The sequence below is a fragment of the Acinetobacter sp. UBA991 genome (assembly GCF_002292065.1).
In the GTDB taxonomy this organism is placed as follows: Bacteria; Pseudomonadota; Gammaproteobacteria; order Pseudomonadales; family Moraxellaceae; genus Acinetobacter; species Acinetobacter higginsii.
Genome location: NZ_DBBF01000007.1, coordinates 1 through 22,737 on the forward strand (window position 1 = coordinate 1; position 22,737 = coordinate 22,737).

The 22,737-nt window shown below is 41.1% G+C and carries 27 protein-coding genes and 1 pseudogene; all 28 read right to left on the minus strand.

What is annotated here, in order from left to right; translation table 11 throughout:
• The coding region (locus B2727_RS01525; protein ID WP_291347471.1) for a hypothetical protein at positions 1 to 183 on the minus strand (183 nt) is incomplete at its 3' end.
• A 7-nt stretch (positions 184 to 190) separates the two neighbouring features.
• Complete coding sequence (locus B2727_RS01530; protein WP_033134177.1) at positions 191 to 577, minus strand: hypothetical protein; 387 nt, start codon at positions 575 to 577, stop codon at positions 191 to 193.
• Positions 574 to 876, minus strand: coding sequence for a hypothetical protein (locus tag B2727_RS01535; protein ID WP_033134176.1), 303 nt, complete (start codon positions 874 to 876; stop codon positions 574 to 576). The genes B2727_RS01530 and B2727_RS01535 overlap by 4 nt, the downstream gene beginning before the upstream one ends.
• Positions 873 to 2,141 (minus strand): hypothetical protein, encoded by a 1,269-nt coding sequence (locus tag B2727_RS01540; protein WP_033134175.1) that lies wholly within the window; start codon positions 2,139 to 2,141, stop codon positions 873 to 875. The genes B2727_RS01535 and B2727_RS01540 overlap by 4 nt, the downstream gene beginning before the upstream one ends.
• Positions 2,142 to 2,193: 52 nt before the next feature.
• A complete protein-coding gene (locus tag B2727_RS01545; protein WP_033134174.1) occupies positions 2,194 to 3,807 on the minus strand; it encodes a hypothetical protein in 1,614 nt (537 codons plus the stop codon).
• A gap of 2 nt (positions 3,808 to 3,809) precedes the next feature.
• Positions 3,810 to 5,768: a hypothetical protein gene (locus tag B2727_RS01550; RefSeq protein ID WP_291347478.1), complete on the minus strand. Its 1,959-nt coding sequence runs from the start codon at positions 5,766 to 5,768 to the stop codon at positions 3,810 to 3,812.
• A gap of 261 nt (positions 5,769 to 6,029) precedes the next feature.
• Positions 6,030 to 6,437: a hypothetical protein gene (locus B2727_RS01555; RefSeq protein WP_291347480.1), complete on the minus strand. Its 408-nt coding sequence runs from the start codon at positions 6,435 to 6,437 to the stop codon at positions 6,030 to 6,032.
• On the minus strand, positions 6,437 to 9,268 hold the full coding sequence (locus B2727_RS01560) for a tape measure protein (RefSeq protein WP_291347482.1): 2,832 nt from the start codon (positions 9,266 to 9,268) through the stop codon (positions 6,437 to 6,439). The genes B2727_RS01555 and B2727_RS01560 overlap by 1 nt, the downstream gene beginning before the upstream one ends.
• 86 nt (positions 9,269 to 9,354) lie before the next feature.
• Positions 9,355 to 9,984: a hypothetical protein gene (locus B2727_RS01565; protein WP_291347484.1), complete on the minus strand. Its 630-nt coding sequence runs from the start codon at positions 9,982 to 9,984 to the stop codon at positions 9,355 to 9,357.
• Positions 9,985 to 9,994: 10 nt separating this feature from the next.
• Positions 9,995 to 10,276 carry a hypothetical protein gene (locus tag B2727_RS01570; protein ID WP_291347486.1) on the minus strand — a complete coding sequence of 94 codons (282 nt, stop codon included), beginning with the start codon at positions 10,274 to 10,276 and terminating at the stop codon, positions 9,995 to 9,997.
• A gap of 66 nt (positions 10,277 to 10,342) precedes the next feature.
• Positions 10,343 to 10,912: a hypothetical protein gene (locus B2727_RS01575; RefSeq protein WP_291347488.1), complete on the minus strand. Its 570-nt coding sequence runs from the start codon at positions 10,910 to 10,912 to the stop codon at positions 10,343 to 10,345.
• Positions 10,913 to 10,981: 69 nt separating this feature from the next.
• A complete protein-coding gene (locus B2727_RS01580) occupies positions 10,982 to 11,734 on the minus strand; it encodes a hypothetical protein (protein WP_291347490.1) in 753 nt (250 codons plus the stop codon).
• Positions 11,727 to 11,909 carry a hypothetical protein gene (locus tag B2727_RS01585; RefSeq protein WP_291347492.1) on the minus strand — a complete coding sequence of 61 codons (183 nt, stop codon included), beginning with the start codon at positions 11,907 to 11,909 and terminating at the stop codon, positions 11,727 to 11,729. Before B2727_RS01585 ends, B2727_RS01580 begins: the two co-directional genes overlap by 8 nt.
• 7 nt (positions 11,910 to 11,916) lie before the next feature.
• Positions 11,917 to 12,357: a phage tail terminator protein gene (locus tag B2727_RS01590; protein WP_291347495.1), complete on the minus strand. Its 441-nt coding sequence runs from the start codon at positions 12,355 to 12,357 to the stop codon at positions 11,917 to 11,919.
• A complete protein-coding gene (locus B2727_RS01595) occupies positions 12,350 to 12,850 on the minus strand; it encodes a phage virion morphogenesis protein (protein WP_291347496.1) in 501 nt (166 codons plus the stop codon). Before B2727_RS01595 ends, B2727_RS01590 begins: the two co-directional genes overlap by 8 nt.
• A gap of 7 nt (positions 12,851 to 12,857) precedes the next feature.
• Positions 12,858 to 13,295 carry a gp436 family protein gene (locus B2727_RS01600; protein ID WP_291347498.1) on the minus strand — a complete coding sequence of 146 codons (438 nt, stop codon included), beginning with the start codon at positions 13,293 to 13,295 and terminating at the stop codon, positions 12,858 to 12,860.
• A 10-nt stretch (positions 13,296 to 13,305) separates the two neighbouring features.
• Positions 13,306 to 14,292, minus strand: coding sequence for a major capsid protein (locus tag B2727_RS01605; RefSeq protein ID WP_291347500.1), 987 nt, complete (start codon positions 14,290 to 14,292; stop codon positions 13,306 to 13,308).
• Between the two features lie 12 nt (positions 14,293 to 14,304).
• Positions 14,305 to 14,685 (minus strand): head decoration protein, encoded by a 381-nt coding sequence (locus tag B2727_RS01610; RefSeq protein WP_033134160.1) that lies wholly within the window; start codon positions 14,683 to 14,685, stop codon positions 14,305 to 14,307.
• Positions 14,686 to 14,697: 12 nt separating this feature from the next.
• A complete protein-coding gene (locus tag B2727_RS01615; RefSeq protein ID WP_033134159.1) occupies positions 14,698 to 15,603 on the minus strand; it encodes a hypothetical protein in 906 nt (301 codons plus the stop codon).
• A 51-nt stretch (positions 15,604 to 15,654) separates the two neighbouring features.
• On the minus strand, positions 15,655 to 16,929 hold the full coding sequence (locus B2727_RS01620; protein ID WP_291347502.1) for a phage minor head protein: 1,275 nt from the start codon (positions 16,927 to 16,929) through the stop codon (positions 15,655 to 15,657).
• A complete protein-coding gene (locus tag B2727_RS01625; protein ID WP_291347503.1) occupies positions 16,930 to 18,384 on the minus strand; it encodes a phage portal protein family protein in 1,455 nt (484 codons plus the stop codon).
• 13 nt (positions 18,385 to 18,397) lie between these two features.
• Positions 18,398 to 19,645 (minus strand): PBSX family phage terminase large subunit, encoded by a 1,248-nt coding sequence (locus tag B2727_RS01630; RefSeq protein ID WP_291347505.1) that lies wholly within the window; start codon positions 19,643 to 19,645, stop codon positions 18,398 to 18,400.
• An 11-nt stretch (positions 19,646 to 19,656) separates the two neighbouring features.
• The gene (locus B2727_RS01635) at positions 19,657 to 20,166 is read right to left on the minus strand and encodes a terminase small subunit (protein WP_033134156.1); all 510 of its coding nucleotides are present in this window, start codon (positions 20,164 to 20,166) and stop codon (positions 19,657 to 19,659) included.
• A 4-nt stretch (positions 20,167 to 20,170) separates the two neighbouring features.
• Complete coding sequence (locus tag B2727_RS01640) at positions 20,171 to 20,656, minus strand: recombination protein NinB (protein ID WP_033134155.1); 486 nt, start codon at positions 20,654 to 20,656, stop codon at positions 20,171 to 20,173.
• A 7-nt stretch (positions 20,657 to 20,663) separates the two neighbouring features.
• Positions 20,664 to 20,939 (minus strand): DUF968 domain-containing protein, encoded by a 276-nt coding sequence (locus B2727_RS01645; protein ID WP_033134154.1) that lies wholly within the window; start codon positions 20,937 to 20,939, stop codon positions 20,664 to 20,666.
• On the minus strand, positions 20,932 to 21,102 hold the full coding sequence (locus tag B2727_RS01650) for a hypothetical protein (protein WP_164467930.1): 171 nt from the start codon (positions 21,100 to 21,102) through the stop codon (positions 20,932 to 20,934). The genes B2727_RS01645 and B2727_RS01650 overlap by 8 nt, the downstream gene beginning before the upstream one ends.
• A 473-nt stretch (positions 21,103 to 21,575) precedes the next feature.
• Positions 21,576 to 22,373 carry a hypothetical protein gene (locus tag B2727_RS01655; RefSeq protein ID WP_291347512.1) on the minus strand — a complete coding sequence of 266 codons (798 nt, stop codon included), beginning with the start codon at positions 22,371 to 22,373 and terminating at the stop codon, positions 21,576 to 21,578.
• A gap of 169 nt (positions 22,374 to 22,542) precedes the next feature.
• Positions 22,543 to 22,737, minus strand: a pseudogene (locus tag B2727_RS01660) (hypothetical protein); the annotation flags it as partial.

Here is a 22,737-nt window from a genome sequence, read left to right on the forward strand (position 1 = left end):
TTTGTAATAATAAGTACTATCCTCAGCTACAGTCGTATCCACGTAATACATGGTTTTAAGATTAGTTGCGATTGGGCTAGGTAAATCAATATCAGCAACACTTGCGAGTGACGTATCAGAACGTATCACATCAAATGAATCAAAATCGCCAAATTGCGCCCACTCTAAGCGTACACCTGACATACATCACCTACGGTCTAAGTTTTATTGATGTGGTTGACAGTGTACCGCCCAAAGCCAAATTAGTATTAGCTAGAGATATATCTGTACCCACAGTTAGATCAGCGGCGACTTCACCTGCACCGTTATAAATCCGTGCCCATGTAGCTGTGCCAGACTTAATAACCGAGCCTGTGTTAGTCGGATGAAATTCAACATAAGTTGGCGTGGTTTCTTTAACGCATGGCTCAGGAAAAGTTAGTGTGACCAGTACATTGTTTGAATCGGCTGCCACTGATGTGTCCGCTGGCTGCACGCCCTCATAAAAAATAACGGTAGCACTTTGGCTACCGCTATCCATAAATTCCGCAAAGGCTTGAATCATGGCAAGCCGAGCTTTGACTGATGTTTTACTCATTTTGGCACCACGTTATCTTGAATGACTGCGTTGAATTGTTTGTTTGCATCAAATGCGACTACAAATGTTTTCATATCTGTAGTTAACCCCATAAAACTATAATCACCGTTTTCTTTTGGTTTTCTAATCGCAATGGGCTGCAAATTAGCCTTACTGTATAAAACCACAGTTGCATTTTGATAGTTTTGACCAAGTTTTTTAACACTGCCTTTTACACTGCCGATTACAGACGTTGGAGTTAATATTGTTGGTTGTAGGTTGTTTGATGACGGCATAACTTTACGAGATACTGGCTTCACTCTAACTCTCCTAAGTAGAAATAAAAACCCCCAATCGAACCAGTGCTCATTGCAATATCTGAAACATACATAGATTTCTCTGATAGAAAATATTGAGTATCACTTTGAGCATTTAAGACTTTTCCAGCATATAAAATATGAGGTAGTTGCCCCCTTAATTTTTTATTAGAATCATAAAAAGGAATTTCAATTGCAGGAGTGGCTGTGCCCGAAAAGACATTGGATGACCCACTATTGAAATCATGCTGTATTGGATATGCGTATGCATGATTATTAAGACCTATTAAGTCCGCAGTAGTATAAAAGCACCCAGTCGTACTATTCCGCATTAATGGCTGATAGCCCACAGCATTTGCCCAGTAACCATATTGATCTCCTTGTAATTGTGATGCGGATTTTTCAGATAGCGTACACATCAAAAACCAATTTTTTGTTATTAGTTCAATATCACTATTAATACAACCAATACCATTTAATATTTTACCAGTGTTACCCACCACCAATTCTGTTAATAAGTAAAATGTAGAACTATCTCCAATTAATGAGAACTTACGAGAACCATTGCTCACAGTCGTGTCATTTGACGTATTAGAGTTATCGGGTGGAGTGCTTCTCGCCCAATACCATCGACTCCATCCACGTACAACCCCTGTCCCCGTACCTGTTATCTTCCAGTTTTTTGCAGGATCGTTTGTATCTAATGGAAGTTGCAAAACATCTGGATTATTAAAATCATCTATATGATCCATATGTGCAAGCAAACCAACCATTGCATACTTTGCGTATGTTGATGTATAGCTATTTGTGCCATCTGAAATCGTTTCATCTACACGGATAAACGGATGCTCTGAGCGTGGATTTTTAGCACGATAAACACGCTTAACATCACCTAAATCGCGAAAAATAATCTCATAACCCAGTGCTGCTAATTTTGCCGTGCCGACTGTGCTAATTGTTTTGCCAGCATGTTCTGCTTTTAAAACAAGCTGTGTGGGCGTTGGTGTGCCTTTGATACGATATTTACCGTTAATTTCTGATGGTGAAAAACCTGTCAATTCAACGATCTGAAATAACAAGGCATTATGTGCTGCATATAAATTCAGGGTAATATCGCCCTGTGCATCAATACTTGCACTCGTTACACTTGTAAAAGGCAAGCCATTCACAAGACAGGTGTCAAGCAAGCGAATCATGTCGCCCCAGTTATTTCCCAAAGTTAAGCCGTTTAAGTGGCTAAAGTATTGAACATCTACATCTGTCGCCATGATTATTTACTCAATAAAAAAGGCTGCGCATGCAGCCCTTTGGGTTAATTATTTAAATATCCCGATCAATATCGCCACGATACATAATCTGGAAGTTGTCACTTAATGTTGTAGGTTCAGATTGCTTCACTGTACGAATACACCAGATCGGGTACATGGCAGCAATGGTATTGAAGCGTAAAACATTGCCATTTGCCCAACCTGCACCCCAGCCCTCTTTTTTAACTTGAAAGTACGGTTCACTGGTGACTGGGTTGATTGGCGCACAGTCATTTGTAGTTGTGCCTGTGCCAATTTGACCCGATACTTCACCGATGATTCTAAAAGTTGAAATATCAGTGAATACCAGCGCCCAACGTTCCTGAATCGCACCCTTGTTTGTAATCTGAATCGGATACAAGGCATCGTTGTAGTTTGCTGACATCGGCGCACCTATTGCTGTGTCAGCCCAAGCGTTATTCCAAGTGCTTTGTGCAAATTTGCTTGTATAGCGACTAAACATATCGCCAACAACCAGCGCTGAACCTACAATCGAGTTGTCCGCATCATAGTTGTGAGTCACAGGCTTGGTTAAAGTAATCTGGCCATTAATCTGTACATCGTTAATCAAACCCATGTCTTGATAACGATATGCTGCCGAAATTGGGGCAACAAGACTATTTAGGGCAAAGTCACCGCTTAACGTCACTCGACCATAGTCATAATCAACCACATACATATCGAACGGAACTTTCACACCGTTACTATCTTCAAGCTCACACCACGAGATGCGCTGATCATCTAATTGATAGGTTTGGCCAGCAACATGGCTTGGCAATTCCTGCTTTTTAGATGAGGCAATAACCCCAATGTCACCCACCCGAAAAATAGGGACACGTCCATCTGCAGGTAAGCGAGTAGCAGACAATCCCAGAATTTCAGAATCAAGAGGAATGTATGTATAGGCAACAGCGTTATAGCGTATGCTCATAGCATCTATCCAGTACGGCGCATTAACCCAAACAGTGTTGCCACCATCCGTATAATCAAGCAAAGGATCGTACCAAGGCTCATTCACAATTTCAGGATGATCAGACTTTTTGGTTTTCTTATAGAAATAAATATCTACAAAGCCTGTTTCGTAGTTAATAGAACCATGTGCCTCATCAGTTTCAATTATGCCTGCCTCATTGGCCGTAAGTGTTAATTGGCCGCCCGCCATTGCTGCTACAACAACAGTTAAAGAACCAGGTCGAATCGGGATTGTTGGCGTGCGGAAACTCACATGATGAATCGGCAACATGTCTGTCGTTGTTGTTAGGGCTTGCAACGTTAATTGGTTATCAACGTTTGATGTCCACGTATCAAACTCGGCAATACCGGTACCATATTGGATTGTGCCAGACTGGGTACCACTGCCTGTTGAGCTATCTACATTTCGATACAGCAGGCCGGTACGATCAATAAACGTATCTGCACCAAGCTTGAATCGCACCGAATTAGATAAAATTTGCTCATCAAATCCTTGTGTCAAATCAAACTTAAGCTTGTCTGCCGTCACCGTAGTTGAACTGCTTCCCGTGCCTGATGTGTCACGATATTTGACTTGAATTGTCGTTGTATCAAATGCTTTTAAAGTAATTTGTGATGGTACAACTTCTGATGTCTGCGGAAGATAAAAGCTCATGATCACCCCGTATAGAAAATGATAGGTGTATACACTGTGGTGTAAATCGTTTTTTGCATTGTGGGTGTGACTTCACAAGCGCCGGTCGCATAAATGATGGTACCCATAACCGTTCCAAAATCATCGACTAGATTTCCAGTGGTTCCGTTGATTGGTACATCATGCAAACTGACTATCCCTTCAGCTGCTGCACCGACTGCTTTTGCCAATGGGATTTCCAAACCTACTGAACTTGGCTGAATTGCAGCACCAGTACCAATAGTAAACATCAACTTGTTATTGGCATCTGGTGAAGAGTTCTTAGTCTGCGATTTACCTTCGCCGTAGTTATACGAGATTGTGAAAACCGTGCTCTTTTGCGGTAATTTCTTTGGAATGATCCGACCTTTACCATTGTTAAACGTCATTGAACCGATTGCATCACCAGTGAATTGGCCAGAACTATTTGTTGTTGCTGTTTTCTCAACGCCGTCCAACATCCATGTCACTGTCGCGCTAGAAATCCCATTATGAAATAACTGAAAATCTAACCCTGCAGGTAATACCGGCAAATCTGCTCTGGCAAAAGTTGTTATCGGACTACCCCATTGCAAAAGAATTGGAGTTCCCACATCAGGCAAGGCACCTGTGGTCAATAACCACGTTCCTGTTGTGTAACTTATTGATCCGCTACCGATAGATTCTGTTGCCGCAACCAATCGCCCTGTTCCATTGTCTTTAAGTACATAGAATTTACCTTGTGACATAAAAGAAATAGAAAGCGCACCAGGTGCAGGAATCGGAGTTAAAACCCCTGTCCAATTAGTACCTTGATTCGCGGCAGTAACAGGTAGTGCAAATGATTCAAACGGTTGAACTGGCGCAGATGCGGGAGTAAATACCACATTGATGATTGCATTGCCTGTACCAATAGCATTGGTCCACACGATACGACCAGTTTGGTAATCAATGGTACCGACTTGAGTGCCAGTTGGATTTCGCAATGTTCCGCCGTTATCAGAAATGGATTGGCCAAAAAGCGTGAACGAAATAGAACCAGGTAAAACACTTGAGCCAAGATATAAAGCCTGCCCTGTGTTTACATTAGTTGTGTACTGAACATTGATTGTTCCTGAGTTACCTGCAACCAATGCTGGATTTTCACTTACGGCATTAAGATCGAGTAACGGCGTTTCAGTCTGCGAAGATGGGATTAACTGAGAAAACATTGTCTTGGCAGGGATTGTAAAACTACCAATGCCCACGTCATCAGCTAGATCCACACTGGCATAATAGATACCAGCATCAGCCACAACAGTTTCTCTAATCGTTGTTGTAGGTTTAGCATTGTTGTACCACTGCGTAGCGGATACACCTACATAATCACGCGCCAAGGGATCTTTAAAACCATAAGTCGCAATCTTATATTCAATATTCGAGTTGTTTACACGTACAAACGCCGTTCTAGTTTCAACACTGGTTAAACGAACGTATTGTGCAAACTCATTTACGGTACCCTCATTCACGACAAGAACAAGAGTGTCACCGACTGAATTCTCGGACTCATTTGTTGCCATGGCAACTTGAATTGCTTTCATAGCTGCATATGCAGTATCAAGTAAAGAACCAACCGCCTGAGCGCCTTTGGCCAGATAACTTTCTACTCGGTTTTGTGCTGAATCACGGGTATCTGTATGTGAACGTGTGCTGAACAATAATGCTGATACGTTCGGATCGTCTGGATTCTTCGAGACAAATACAGTTGAACCCATCAGCGACTCAGTATCATTGTTATTCAATCCTGCGTAGATCTTACGCATCGATACACGGCCCATGGTGCGGTCCAGTTCAGATACATCAGGAAAAAGATTATTACTTTCGCCATCTACAACGACTTGGCCAGAATATTTACCGCCACCGTCTGGTGTATCAGTCAAACGCTCAGACTTGTATAAAATGAGGTTATTTGTTTGTACTGGCATTTAATCCTCCAATAAAAAAACCTCTTACCAAAAAGTAAGAGGCTGTAATAAAAAAACCCTGCTTTCGCAGGGCATTCTTAACTTCAAGTCATCTATGCGATGAATAACTATAAAAATCTAACAACAATTTTTATAGTATCAATAAAATACCATAACTTTTACTATGCTACCCTTTGTTTTTTGGATGCATCATAAATCTTTGAATTATATTAATTAATTTCAAATGATAAATTTATTGGTTTTTTAACAGCTATAGATAGCTTACGACACCTCTAAAAATTTAAGGGTGACTTTGTAATAGTCACCCTCTGAAACTGTTGGTATCCCCTTTACAGGCTCTGCATTAATCGCCCCATCTGCATGATTGAAAATCACATTGAATTGGCGTGTGTCATGTGGATATTCAAAGACCAAAGTAAATTGCTCATTTTGTAAAGCCGACCAGTCTTGAATCACTGATAAAATTGAGCGCTTAATCCATCCCTGATTATCTGGTGGAGTTAATGTGATTGGTCGGCCTGATTTCTTTTTACCTTCCTGAACAATCAATGTCCCGTCCACGGCGAACTCTTGATTTTGTTCAATTGGCTTCCAAGTAAATTCGTCAGACCATAAAAAACCGTCCTCAAGTGGGACGGTTTGATTGGTTAATTTACGTTTAAGTCTCATCACATCCTCTTTTTTGCTTGTTCCAATTGGTTAAAGAAGTCATTCACTAAGTCTTGCTGTGATGGATCACCATTTAACTCAATCACTTTCCCATCGAACTCAAACCGATAAACTTGAGGTTTAGGATTAGGGATATTGATATCGGATGCACTTGGCATTTTCGGTGCTTCAATAGATGGCGCTTTGATATTTGGAACTGAAACCGAGCTACCACCAGATCCAGATTTCTTACTTTCCCAATACGCCAAGGTGTCATCCATTTTTTTAAGTAATGGTGTACTAAAGTCTGTAACAGAACCCATTTTTAAAGCTTGAGAGTAAGCAAACATCATACTGTCTAAAGCGTCTTTCCCTGCCTTCTTAGCCTGACCTGCATCCATACCAGCAGCAGCTAAGCGTTTCTCATAGTCAGCAGCTTTGGCAGCCATATCATCCATCGCTTGACCCATGCCTTTTGCCGTAGAAGCTGATTGTGCTTTACGTTCAGCATCGATCTTCTTCATTGCAGCTTCCCATTCATCAGCCGTGCTTTGCGCCTCTTCACGGGCAACACGGCCTAGATCTCTAAATCCTTGGGATGCCGTACCTCTCGCCGTGTCACCGACTTTATAAAGTTCATCTACAATCTCTTGAGTCGATTTCACAGATGATTTGCCTGTTTCATCGATCTGAGCTTGTAAGCCAACGGATGCGCCTTGAGCCTTGGCATTGGCAATGACAGCTTGATCACCTGATGCTGCAGCCGCTTGCATCACACGTTCATAGGCTTGTTTAAGGCCATCTGAGGTGACTTGTCCGCTTGCTTTCATTGTGTTGAAGTCTGCAATCGCTGAATCTGCAGCAAGCTTTAACTGCTCTTTAGTTTTAACTCCAAGGCGTTCAAATGCTTTACCCACTTCATCGAGATCATCAGGCAATTTGGCAGTAGCTTGCTTGATTGCAAACATGCCCATTTCAACTTGTTTTGTTGAAATGACACCTTGTTTCTCAAACTCTATTAGTTTGGCCTTTGCAACATCGATTTCTGCCTGAGATTTTGCAGTTTCTAACCACTTAGTCCATGCTTGATAAGTCACTTCAGCGGCTTGCTTGCCTTCAGCACCCAATCCTTTTAGGCCTCCAACAAAATCATCAATATTTTGCTTACCCTTAGCAAATTTCTCAGATACACGATTTAAAGTGACATCTAAATCCACGCCTAAGGCTGCAGCCGCCTTTCTAGCCTTGTCTGTTTCATTGCTTGCCTTATTGGCACCAGTTTCAGTAGCCCCCCATGCTGTAACTGCAACTTTCCCTGTTTCCTCTAGTGTGACAATGTAACCCTTAGTTATGAGATCAGCTTGCATAGTGCCATCAATAACACCACCATTTGCTCTAATGGCTGCTTCAGCATATTTTTGAACGGCGGATATCTTTTCTTCTTCGGATGCTATTTTCCCATCTACTTCTGATTTTTGATCAGCAAGCAACTTTTCCAATTTAATTTTTGAGGAGGCAACAGATTCTGCATTCTTTTCGTCTTGAGTTAAACTAATTTGACGGATCGCTTCAACACCGGAAGATTTAAACTCCATTGCGCCATCAGCCGACTTTTTATAGTATTCTTGAGCTTTAACGCTCATTACCTCAAAATCTTTCAGCGCTTGAGCAGATGTATCACCAAACGTAATTTTTGATTTCCAATAACTAAATGCACCTGCAGCATCATAAGCAGCGCCAATAATTAAATTAATGCCGATATTTATTGCCTTAAATCCATCATTCAGGAACCCAAAAGCAACATTTACATATTGAAGTGCTTTAGTAAATCCATTCGTTTTATCAGCTGCTGAGTCAACCCCACTAGAAAAATTAAATATTTGCCCAAGAGCTGTATTGAGCACATCAACTATCGACTCAAAAACGGTTCCAACTGTTGAACCAAGTGATTTAATCGCATCATATGCAGATAACAAGGCTGTTTTAAGCGCTTCAATTGTTGCAGGGTCAATCTTTTTAAGTTGATCACCAAACCATACAAAACCATCGCCAATATCATTTAACAGCACTTCAACAATATCTAAATTGTCTGCAAGCATTGAAAGCCAAGATGCAACTGTTGAGGAAGCTCCGCTTGCTTGATCCATTGATCCAATGACGATTTGCCATTGTGTGGCAATCTTTTGCAAAGCATTTCCAATAGTGTTTGGCAATTCAGCATAAGCTGCTTCAATTGCACCCTTTTGGCTTTCAAGGGCCTTAAGTACACGGTCCGCACCAAGTTCGCCGTTTTCGGCCATTTTACGGAGTTCGCCTGTTGTAACTCCAAGACCTTTAGCCAAAGCCTCTGCAAGACCATAGCCGTTTTCCATCATAGAGTTAAATTCTTCGCCGCGAAGGACCCCACCTTGCATAGCTTGAATAAACTGCGTGACAGCCGCCTCTGCACCCTGAACAGACCCACCGCCTAATTTAATGGCTTGAGTAACTGTTTTGGTTAAATCCAACGCCTGTTGCTGGGTCATCCCCATGTCTTTAGCAACGGTATTCAACTTAGTAAAAAGCTCGGCAGTTGAATCTAAACTTGAATTTGTTGTAAGAGCAATTTGGTGGACACCCGCTATTGCAGTTGTGAAATTTCCTGTTTCTTTGGTTGAGAGTTGTATACGCGCTGAAAGGTTTGCGTAACTATCTGCGGCCTCTGCAAGCTCTTTAGCCCCTAAACCAACACCCAATGCAGCCATAGCGCCAACAAGGGCATTCACGGCGAATTTTGCACCGTTAATACCCTGATCGAATCCAGTAGTGTTTGCACGTAAATTAAGCAAAAAATCTAAGCTATTAGTCGCCATACGCTTTCCTCTAGACGAAAAAAAACCTGCCGGAGCAGGTGTTTGTTAAACATAAACAATACTTTTTTGTTTTGCGTTAACTGATCTTAAATTGGGCAATCACTCGATTTCGTTGTTATCATTTTTTTATCTATAGCGCTACAAGTTATCAAAACACTACCATCGTTTGTACAAACTCTTGCTGTATAGGCTATATCAGAATCAACCAATACGGCTGATTTGTATTGTGTTCCAGCTACAGAAAGTTGTACAGATTGAGCCTTTTGTTTGCATTCATCAAAACCCATGCTTGAAGAAGGTGAAGTATTATATTTTCGAGATTCACGTTCTTTTTCCTCAGCTAATAAACGCTCTTCCCTTAACTTTTCACCCCTCTCCCTCTCTTCTTTATAACTTTTTAACTTTTCTTCCTGTGCAATTAATTCTTGGCTAGCGGTTCCATTTTTTAATGCTCTTTCATCAGAAGCACGGAATGCCATTCCAGAAAACACTGTTAATATTAGCCAAATTACTATGAATACGCTTTTAGCAACTTTCCTATTGAGTAAATTAGATATTTTATTTTGAACTATAGGTAGCAAAAGGAATGCTCCGACTATTGTTAATAGTGCACCTAAAATACTACTGGATATTAATGTAATTCCCCTCAAAATAAGGAAAATCCCAACTACCCAGGAAATAATATTTATCATTTTTTGTGTTTTTAAATTATCCATTCTTATTATCTCACTTGCTACTTACATCAATTTTGAAAATCTTGCCACGACAAATCAGCACCGTATACAAAGACATATCTACCTCATATTTATATTCAGTAGCTGCACAAACAAAGCCATCATTGTTGTAAACAAAATACCGTGGTTTGGATCTCCCCAACTTAGATAACATGCTTTCTTCGGTATCACCTATAAAAACAGCCTCTGTCGATGTTCTTATGGACTTTGTGTCATAAGCAAATGCACTTACAGATAATAAAACAGATAAAGCCCCTACTAATAAGTATTTCATTTAATCAACCAATTGTTATTTATCGCACATAATTTATCAAATGGATGAAATGAAGTCATTCAATTATTATTCATCCAACTGTTTTATATATTTATCCCATCCCTGCTGCTTCGCATTATTGGCCACACGAGTTGCTATTGCATACGATTTGATTTGCTGCCGTTCTAAAGTTTGGGCTTCTTTCAAGTAATGCATAAAAGCGCCGTATGTCATATCCATAATGTCACCATGTCTATGGCCACACTTGACCAAGTAAGCGAATGAATGAAACCAAGTGACCTCTTTTGTTTCTTTTTTTGTCCTATTCTGTATTTTCTCTTTTTTAAAGAACGCTTCATTTACTTCAATGATCTTAAGCACAAGCTCAGCAATGGCTTTGGTTTGCGCTGTATTCTCGATAAATGTTTTAGGGCACAGTGTTGTCACCATAGAGCACAAACCGACCACATTGAGCATCTGAGGCTCGATTAACGGCGTGATTGTTTCTATTGAATAACTTTCTAAAGCATCTTTGATCTTAATTGCATAAACCGAGAATCGCGCCAAGTTTTTTACTTGGATCTGCTTCACTTCAATTTTCTGATCAATAAATTCATGGGGCAATGATTCATTGTTTGCAATAAAAAAGTCATTCATAAAAAAAATCCTAAATGTACAGGCACAAAAAAAGACGCTTATGCGCCCCTGTGCCTGTATTTGTTTGGTTTACGGTGATGCAGGAATATTCACAAAGTGCCCATACAAGCCAAGCTTTGAATCGCTAGCCTTGGAAATATCAGAAAGTGCCTGACCTTGAATTTGATATTGCCCAAGTTCTTCATGAATCAATGGGAAAGTTACCTCAGGCGATTTCTTGGTTCGCCATAACTTCATTGCCACTTTGTTTCCATTCGCCGTATTCACCCCAGCAAAGTAAAGCAGATATTCCTGCTCTAAATCAGATGCGATTGTAGTTTGAGTTACGGCACCAGTTTTGAAATCCATTTTTAATGGCATCGTTAAACCAGTGACATCGACAAATTTAATGGTTCCGAAGGCAGGATCCAAAACATATTTGCTCGGATCTACAGTCACAGGTGATGCAGTTGAGTCTTTAACAACAACATCGGTCAAGTTATAAGCTTCAAGCAAAATCATCTGATTGACCGCAACCGTACCCAAAGATTTACCCGTCACAGTTTCAGATGGGATTTCAAAGTTTTCACCAGAAAGAATGTATTTAATATTCTCTGCATTGGCTTCTTCAATGGTTCCTGAGAAAGTCACGCCAGTCGTTTGAACCATGGTGAAATCGGTTGTTCGTTGCCCTGATGTACTTTCTTGATGCTCAAGAACATCAGCTGTAATTTCGACTTCAAATTCTGGCATATTGCCCAACTCTCGAAGTGCACCAACAACACCATTAACGATCGGGGCTAAATGGAACATACCCTGTAATGAAATATAGTCTTTAGCCATCTACTTTGGCCTCCGTTTTAGTAGGTTTTTTTGCTGTTTCGACTGGCTCAGGCACATGCTCTTTAATGTTGCCTTTGTCTAAATGTTCCTGAATCTCTGAATCAGATAGACCTGCAACAAAATCACCTGGTACGAATCGCCCGATTGGTTTTACTGCTTCATATAGCTTGGACATAGGGACCTCAAAAGCTATTAATTAATTGACACTCGAACAAATACGGCAACCACAATTTGCCCGCTGCGGACATGTGCTGCACACCTGCATTTGCTCTCTTGAATTGTTTGAACCCTGCTATTTGAGGATTAAAACCTTGCATACGCTTTAAGATTTCTTGAATCATCGGACTGGCTGCATTGCGAATCAGCGTTGTATCTTCAAGCTGTGAACCTGCTTCCTCAACACACAAAACAACAAGCCATTGCTGGTAAACAATACTTGCTGAGCCATTGCCGGCTGAATCTCCAACGCGATCATCTACGTATATAACGCTAATAGACGGCGCAACCGCCGTACACTCCAGCATGTCATCTACGGAGAACGGCGTATAAATCGCTTGGATTGAATCAATTCCTTGCAGTCGCTCTTTGATGACTGTCTCCAAAGCAAAATAGTTATCAGGCATTTTTTAAGAGCTCCTCCAAATATTCCTCAATCGCAATCAACATGTTTTGTGCATCATCTTCCGACACACCGAAAATTGGACGCGCAGGAACAAAGATTGATTTACGTTTTACCCAGCCACCCGTTGGGGTTTTAAAGGTCAAATATGGCTTGCTTTTAGCTCTAATGGTTCCGCCGTAATGCATCAGCTTTGCATATAGAACATCAGTGAGAATTGAAACTCCGTTTTTATTAAGCCGGGTTCGGATTGAGTTTAATAATCGTCCCGTATCTCTTAATGTTTGACCCTTCTGAGCGATTGCCCGCCATGACTTCTGCCAAGGTCTGCCATCAGGTGCCACACCTCGCTTAAAACGATCGTGTACACCATCTAGAAGAATATCCCCTAGCTCGTCATATAGATCTTTATGATCACCGGCTTTCGCCTCTACCTTGCGAAGCCAATCCCGAAGCTTTTCCTCACCTTGAAAGTAAAAACCCTGTTTATCTGCCATGATTGCCTCACTTGATGCTTGGCATCTGGTTTAAAACATCATCACTAAAAACACCACCACGGTAAGTTGTGCCTATGGGCATTGTGGCTGGTGATTTAGCTGCTGGTTTAACTTCTTCAGTGGCTGGATTCTTAACTAGTAAAACATTTGTGCCTTTCGAAACGCCCTTTAGATAACTCATCGCATCTTCATACCGTCTGCGGACTTCTTCTGATGCTTTGCTTTTCCAAAGTAAGTATCGGGCAATATCACAGACAAAGATTTTTATATTGTCAGGTGGGTATTCAAGAGGAACGGCATACTTAGCACCAATCCAACCGTCAATAATTGAGCCTGCATCTGCTATTGCAGCTTCAACAGACTCACCCCCCGCCAAATAACGCTCTAACTGTGATACTTCGGTCAGGCTGTAACGCTTCACCATGTCATCACGTGTTGCGTACATGACAGCCACCTTATGTTGTTGATTTAACTTTTACCAATGCTTTTGGCTTCAATACAGTAGGCAATTGGTTTGCTTGAACATGCAAATCAAAACCGCGATCAAAGTCTTTAGTGCGCTGTTTAGCATAGTACGGCAATGCTGAAGTATTCACTGTTTCGTTGAAATCAGCAGGCGCTAATGCAGTGACAAACACGTCCTGAGTACCACGTGGATATGCTGAACCTGTTTTGTTCGCATAAATTGGCGTACCACCAACCGATTGACGATTCACAATGAACTTCAATCCGCCAAATTCAAAACCTGACGTGTTAGAACGCCCTAGCTTTTGTTCAGCAGCAGACCAACCCAAGAACACTTCACGGACGTTCTTATGAGCCACCAAAGCATCATAAAAAGCACGATCCACTTCAACTTCGATTGATGTGTAAATCTCTTGACCTAAAGCATCTTCGATATTGTCAATAACGTCTTGGCACTTAGCAGCAACGTTTGTTGTTGCTGTACCAAGATCAAAATCAACCTCGGTTTGTGCAACACCAAAGTCTGTGAAGTAATTAATAATCGTTGATCCATCAGCATCAACAATAATTCCTTGTTTTGCTTTTAAGCGACGAAACGCAAGTGTTGTATCAATCTTGTTTTTCATTGCTTGTAAACGGTCAAGAACTTTTCCGCTTACGGTTTCAGCAGCAGTGCTACCGAACGCACGCACGCCCATCACATCCGATGCTAAAACCACATCTTCAAGCGGCATGTGTGGAATTGTCCAAGACTTCGCAATGCGAGTACCTGAACTGTTTTTAGGTGCAACACCCCCCCAAGCGGTTGTTGGTACAAGAATATTGCTTTCTGTCATAAACTCAGCAGCAAAGCTGTTTGTTGTGCCAGGAATCGGGCGAAACAATTCAATGTCTGACGGATTACCGATTCGAGTCGGTAAATTTGTAATTGCTAAAGATAACTCTTCTGTACTAAATACTGATTGATCTAATTCCATGTTTTAGCCCCTTTAAGCTGCACGAACTGGTGTGATGTGTAAAGCTTTTAGGCTTGCTAAAGCTTCTGTTTTTTTGGTGTTGCTAAGCCCTGATTTATAAATCAATGAGCCATCTACAAATCGAGCGTCTCGCGCCATAACCACACCGTTTGCAGTTTGCCCTGCACCTGTCACAATACGCTCACCAATAAAGATTCCAGCTGCAACCTCATCAGTTGCGCCACCAAAGATTTGAACCTGATTGTTAGCGTTATATGAAATGACTGTGCCATTTGATAAATCTTGACTTGCTGCAATTACTGCATTTTCACGACTTGGACGATGATTGCCTTCCAATTCCCAAGCAATTACATCACTTACTGCTGAGTGATTATCTGTTACTGTTTGAACCATTTCTGCTTCCCCTTATTTGCGTTGTTTTGCTTGATCTACGAGAGAACCAGCACCAAAAGTTTGTTTTTCATTTCCATCAGATTTCGCTTGATGAGTGAATAGATTGCTTGGGCTGTTATTTGCAGGACTGTTTTTCCCTGAAAACTGGCGCAATTGTTTAACTGTGAATGAAAAACTTGCATCATCCATTGCTGTATATGCCGTTTTATCTTCAGCGCTGAATTGAGTTTTCAATTCTTTTTCTAGTGCTGAAATATCATCATTGCGCTTATCAGCCTTAAACTGCTTTAGTTCATTTAAAGCATTGTCACGCTCGGTTTCCGCCTGTTGCAAAGCGGCTTTTGCTTGTTCTAGTTCGGTCACGTCTGTGTCCTCTTGTGGATTGTTTGGATTGTGACTTGCTGCCACTGCCATTGTGTTTTCATCTGCACCCAAGGCACAAAACGAAACTTCTCTGATACGACCACCACGGAACACTGTGATTGGTCCATGTAATAACTTGCCGTTTACTGTGACGGTGTTGCCTGCCTGAATCTCATCAATGCTTGATGGTTCAATGCGTACTGACATTTGCCACGGAAAGCCGTCATCTGAATCACTTGCTACCTGTGCGCCAAACTCATTACTAAGTAAGATTCCGCTAACAGTTAGACCTGATTCATAGCTGATTGCATGGCTCTCAATTGCGCCTGCACGCTGATAAGACGAATGTTCAAGTAGTGCAGGAATACGACCTTTAATCTGCATTGAATCAAGATCAAAAATGACTTGCTTCCAGTACCAGTGGTCGGTAATCACTTCGCCGCTGTATGCAACACCTGAGAACGTCCGCTTTTTCTTGCCATCTTCCTGAGCATCTACATTTAGCTGCCCAAGTTGAAAGCAATATTGATTTTGCTTTTCTTCGGTTTTTGGCATATTTCACCCATAAAAAAACGACCTTAAAGGTCGCTGTATCTGTTGAAAGGTTTAGTAAAGACTAAATACTGTCTGATTCGCTACGAAATAGCGCGTAGCTTGCTCTTTAGTTCGTTTCAGTATGAGTTGCTCATCCGTATTACTAACGACCTCTAAATTCAAATCAGGAGCCAATAGTGAGCCATTCATGCCGCTAATCTTGCTCAAGTCTAGCGCCACACCCTTTGCATCAAGAATGACGATCTGTTTGCCAACCTTTTGCGCTTGTTTGAACAATGTTGGCGTTTGAATACCAATTACACTCCCCACGGTTAGATTCAAATCATCTAAGCCGCGAATTGAATTACCCGTGAGCTTGCTTGCCGTATTCTTTGCTAATGTGAACAGCCGATTAAAAGCACCTATAACTTTGTCCCAAATGCTTTTGCCCGCTGTTCCATCCTGATCTTTTTGAAGTTCAGCTTGCTTCAGAATTGTCGTCAAAGCATTTTCTTTTTCATCAGCTAAATCTAAAGTGATACGCAAGTCACTCGGTCTGATATTCTGATCCAATCGAACTGCTTTATCGACCATTCCATCAATAATTACTTGCTTCTCATCTGTTAAATCTGAAAGGCTTGTCTTGATAATCTGGTCGGCTTCAGTATCAACTACTGTTTTTTTGCGCAGATCAATGACTTCTGTTTTAGCTTCAGGCGTAATCGTTTTACTTGCTTCTTTCGACTTAAGTATCTCGTTTGGCTGCTTATCATAGTTAGACGGCTGAAAAGCCCAACCAGCGTCAGGCTCAATATTTGGCAAATCCTCATTGGATGTTATTCCTTTTCGGATCGCTTGCTTTTCAGTGATTGCATTAATCGTGCATCGACACCGATACCCATTTGGCGGATACCATTTCTGCCAAAATGGGTCGTCAATGTGTCGAATAACACCATCCAGTGCTAAATGGCTTGGACGAGTTCTTTTGTCGTTGATTGCAAAATATTCAAGATAAGGGCGTTTATCTTTATTCTGTTGCTGATGTAACCACCTACCATGAGCATAAGCATTTTGAATATTGGTTCTAAACACATTGTCTAAATGCGCTTCTGACAACTCAATACCGCTTTCCTCAACCAGTTTTTGAAAGTCTCTAAAAGTACCGCCACTCTCCAAAACCTTATAAGCTGAATCCAATACAGATTGAATCTGATCAAGACCCGCCAAATAGCTCACAGTAGAAGCATATTGGCGTGAATTTAAATCAAGTGCATAGTAGTCGGCAGGCAGTAAAACACCTCTTGATCGAGCAAATGCAATAGCTTGTAAGAGCGTCATATTGTCCATTTAACGCCCCTCTTTTGAATGCATATATCCCAAAACATCAGCAGCGAACAAAGCCCGATCTAACACTTCATTAAACTGTGATTTATCAGCAGTCTTAGCGATGGCAAATAGACTCGTTTGCAATTCTTCAATGCTTTCACTATTCAGAATCAAATCTTTCAGGTCGCTATTTGATAATATCTTGAAGTTTTGATCCGCCAGTTCATCAAGCTCTTGTTGCTCTTGTGTAAGACCCTTAACACTTGCAGCAAAACTGAAAGGCTTGCTTGGAATTGCTTTAAATTGCGGTTGTGGTGTCTGACTTGGTAAAGGCTCTGCCAAATCACCATCTTGCAATCCATACTCACGGATAAAATATTGATTGGTAAATACTGCACCTGCATCTTTGAGCTTAACATCACGCTCAGCTTGATCTTTATTCAGCTGCTTAGACTTTTCACCCAAGATAATTTCATGCTCGCCCCAACTATTTAAGGCACAAAGCGCATCAACAATAGCCTGAAATGTGGGTGTGACTAATCGAATATCCGCATTGAGTTTATCTTTACGCACATTTTCATGCACTTCACCCAGTGCACGGCTCCCTGTGCCATCCGTTCCACTTGTGAGGGTTTGCCCTAAGATTACCTTTTGAATCTGACGAATAATCGTATTGTTAAAGGCTTCAAATGATACGCCTGCACTGCCGCTTGAAGTGACTGCCAAAATCTCAACTTCATCTTCTGCATCAATCGAAATAACACTCTGAGCATGTGCATTGAGTAATGCTTGATTCATGTCATCTGGTTCAGAGTTTTTGCACTTACCTTTTAAAATCGGTGTGCCAAAACGTTCCAAAAACTTCGCCCAGAACTTGAAGCCATTCTTACGAAAGAAATCCAACCAATACACAACGGTGAGTAACGCCTTACCATATGGCTGCTTATAAGTTGCTTTTCGCTGCGTCAAAAAGAATTTAAAAATCTGATCGACTTCCGATTCTTTACCTGATCCATCCTGACGATAAATCAAACGGCCATCATTTTTAGGCTCGAACCATTCCAACGGCTTTTCACCGATCCAGTTTAAACCTATTTGTCCATCATCGGTCTGATCATAGACCGCTTCCAAAACGGAATAGCCGAATAGCAAAGCGTTAATTGATCCCGTTGCAATCTCAACAAACCATTTCTTAATCTCTTGCATTAATAAAATGGCTTCTGGTGTATCACTTGGCTCGATACGAAATGGAGTTGCAAGCAATGCATCAATACGTGTCTCGACCGCTTGCCCAATTTCATCATCATCAAGAAGAATGGCTAAACGATGGCGTTGAATCCCTGCTTTGCGTAAAGTCTCATCTAAATCAAGTTGTTTGCTTAACTTATAAAATTGACTGACAGCTTCTTGAGAATATAAAGGCCCATTAGACAAAGCCTTTTTAGACGCTTTGTCTTCTTTTTTAGACTTTGCCATGTTGATACCTTAGTTAAAATGTACGACTTCCTGCCGTTGCAGGTTTTTTGGGTGTTCTGCCTTTAATTAATGGCTGCAATGCGTATCGAATCGCATCAATATGGTGGTTATACATATCGAGAATAACGGGTAGCACATCACCCGCACGATTGACTTTGTACGAATACAGACGAAATTCCTTAGCTGTTTCAGTACAACGTGGATGAATCACAATCTTTTTGAATTTCTTTAAGTAAGTGATGCCATCTTCAACACTTCCCGCACCTTTTTCTGCTGCTTCAATCTTAAAACCTTGTCGCTTTAAGTAGCTGATTGTTTCAGGTCGTGCTGAATCTGCTCTGATTTTGTGTTCTCTTACACCAGGCACTTCATCGAATAGCTTTGGTAAATGGTCGATTTCACAACCAACCTGATTGACTTCATATTCGACATACAAGACATCATCATGCACCCAGATTTTATTGAGTGTGGTCGGGTCTTTAGCAAATCCCCAGTCAGCACCGTAATAAACATCTACCCAATCAGGCTGCGGCTCAAATTCTTCAATAATGTAATGACCGCTAAACACAAGCGAGTCTGAAAACTCAAGATAAGCGCCACGCCATACATGCTCAAATAAAGCCCATGCGTTCGCATCGCCCGCTTGTTGCATCTGAATTGCACGCTGACGATCCGCCTCGTATTCATCGAGTAGGGTTTTTCCTGCGAATGGATTGTTGTCAATGTTGACCTCAACCACAATGCTACTCTCAGGTGTAAACTCACCTCGCAAGAAGTCATCAATCGGATCGTGTTTTGATTCAGGATTCCATGATGCCCATATTTCAGCACCCTCTGTACGCATCGTTGGACGTAGTAAGCGCAATGACTTATCAGATAATCGATTAGCTTCTTCAATCCATGCGCGTCTAAATCCCTCTAGTGACTTGATCGAATCGGCCGTATGATCTTGCATCCCCTGAAACAAAATCACGCCATCACCGCCAATACGCTTGATTAAGTCACGCTGACAATCAAAGTAATCAGAAAATCCAAGTGCTTTGATCTTATCTTCAATCAATTGCTTTGATGAGAACTTGATAGACTTTTGCACTTCACGAATGCATACAGCACGAAGCTCTTTATCTGCAAAGCAATCCTCAACCAATGCTTCTGCAAAGAAATGTGATTTACCTGAACCACGACCACCATATGCGCCTTTGTAGCGTGATGGTTTTAATAACGGCAATGCCCATCGTGGCGTTTGAATCTCAAGCTCCACAATGTCACTCCTTAGTCAATTACTCGCCTTGTAATGGTTACGTTAATGTCGCCATCGTTGGGACCTGTGTGTTCGATTTTGTCTTTAAACGCCCCAACAGCAATATGCTTACCAAGCAATTCAAGATTCTTAACCTTATCGGGCCATTTGATCTTTTTAAACACACCATCAGCATCGCTTAATTCAAGATTCTCAATGTTAGAAATATATTGCCGCCAAACCTTAGGCCATTCACGCAATGGGAGAATCTTCATTTGATCGTCCATGATGTCTAAGACATCCATCTGGTCAATTTCGACTAGACGCTTTAGAACATAATCGGCGTCGATTTTAGTGCGTTCTTCTCGCTTTGCTTGAGCTTCTGCAATAGCTTTTGCAATGTTAGGTTTTGTGAGGTTTTCGCTTCCAATCTCTTTTGCTGTATTTTCACTATAACCAGCTCGAATTGCGGCTTGCGTAGCATTCAGGTCTATCAGATATTCTTCGACAAACCTTTGCTGTTTAGGCGTTAGGTTCGCCATATCTTTACTCCATCACATATTTAAGATCATCAGGCACAGGCAAAACCAAACCAAATTCTTTCAATGCAAATGCTTCGATTAACTGCAAATAAGTAGTGAACTGTGCTGTATTCATTCGAGTTGTAGAGGTCTCTCGAATAACACCGTTTGCAATCGCTTCAAATTGCTCAGATTCGCTTTGTTTTAATGCGGATATAGCTAAACACATATCGGCGTAATCTTTGTCGTCACGCTTCAATATGCCGATTAGAAACTTCTTCTTAAACTCAAAGTGCAATTGATCTTCGTCATTGCCTGTCTTTCTGTGAATCTCATGAAGCCATTTCCAATATAAGCGGTTTTGAGCTTTCGATCTGTCTCTAGTTTCAGACCTAATCTCAACAACTAACGGCTTATTCTCAAAATTAGCTTGAGTGTAGTTGTTATGCAGATAGTTAATCGTTTTACCAATGTCTGAGTGGTCTTTGATTGTGAACACTGCTGTTTTCATGCTCACCTCAAAATATCTCGTTATTGTCTAAATTCAACATCCGTTCAGTCTTTTCAAGCATCTTGTCGAACCATTCAATCGACTGTGAGCGATTCATCTTTTGAAACTGGTCGTATTCCACATGATGACTTCTGCACAAAGGAATCGTTTTAGAGTCACAAGCTTTCAATCCCATGCCTTTACCGTGACTTGACTGATTACTATGCGCTGCGTCCACTGGTGATCTACCGCATACAACACAAGGCAACTTTCTAATCTCAGCTAATCGCTTTGCATCACGCATACAGTTCATTTCGTAGGTTCTTTGCCCACAGTTTTAATTGAGCAATCTTCTTATCAATCACAACCATTTCATCTCTAGTCATTAATCCACGAGACAAGTTTTGATATTTATCAATCTCCGCTTCATAGCGTTTGAGATTCTTCTTCGCTTCGATTGTGTCCATATACAATCCTGTTTTTAACTTAGATGAAGTGAACAGGGTGTGCCTATCCCATACTGCGCGCGTCACTGTATCAGTTATTCACTTCTCTAAATTAAAAAGCCCCACCGAAGCAGGGCATAAAGAGGAAACTGGATTAAAACAGCCCAGCTATCCAAAATGAACAACTGGGCTGAGTGGTACCGTAGTTTAAGGCTGACTGATGTGTTAAGGGGTCGCCAATCCGCAAGTAAATACTCACCTCTTTAGGTGGTCAATCCAAGGGTAGTGTTTTATCTATCAAAACTCCGCACCACTCTCTCACCCCATTGACCAGATAAGATGCCTATTAACTTAAAGATCCCTAATAGGTAGGACCAGAAACGTAAAAAGCCCGCATAAGCGAGCTTTGGAAACCTTAGAGGGCATCTAATTAATAAAACGCCCATTATAGAAACACTTATACTGAACTGTATACCCTGCTGTCAAGATGATATTTATATGATTACGGGTAAGCTTATTGAACTCCAATCAATCTGATGCTCTTTTACCTGACTATCAGTGACTGAATGCTCATCAAAATGAAATGACTTAGACAACTTGTCTCGGATCTGATTCTCCCACTCTGCAACTATTGACTCTCCAAGTTGCTCATATTTTTGATAACTCTTGATATATGCTGTTTTGGTAATTGTTAGGTGTGCAATGTCTATTTTTTCTTTAAGTGTATATGGTCGCTTTCCAGTGCCCTCACATTTTTGGCAAAACTTGGTGCTAGTTGGATTATTTTTACTATCAAAAATTTCTAGTTTACCTAAGCCCTGGCACGGCGGGCACATGGCTTTTACAAATAAATGGCCTCGCAAAACAACCTCTGACATTGCTTTGGCCACGTTCTCTAAAGATCCTTGTGGATTGTTGGGCTTAAAGTTTTTCTTAATCATTTCCTGGTGAATAATTCTGGCCATTTTGTTACGGACCTTAAAAAACAAAGCTGATTTGATTTCACCATTCTTGAACTCCACTTTTCCAGGCTTATCTTCGATACGGCGTTCAACTTGATAATTAAAGTCATATTTACTGATAAATAATTCGGTCTGCTCCTCTGCAGGTGTGATGATAGCAATTCTCTCAAAATCAACGCGCTCGATGAGTAATTCGGCCCACATCTTTGCGCCAGGTCTTAACAAGGCCATTTCACCAAGTACAATGCTTTTCGTAATTTTCCCTTTACCCTCACTTTGAGCAATAGCAAGACGCAACAACTCCAAAAAATCAAACTTTTCAACTAACATACATTGCGCTCCTACTACTTAAAAAATTTACATGTGAACTGAGTTCCATTAACCCAATACACTTCTTGACCTTTACAAACTTGAACCGTGTTCCATGTATTTACCGCCACAACTACGATGGCGAATATGATGAATGCAATAATTAACAACCAATCGTTATTTTTCTGTCTCATTTCAACCGTCCATAAACAAGCATTGCTGCATCTCGGCTGTGCTCACTTGTTCTGCCTACCCAGCCAGTTATTTTTTTAAAATATGCATCTTTGGTTTTTGTCATGTTTGCTGCAGGGTGTACCAAATCAAATTTGATACCCTGCTCTTTACAGAATTGCTCCCATATACTGCAGTCACGTTTAACAGATCC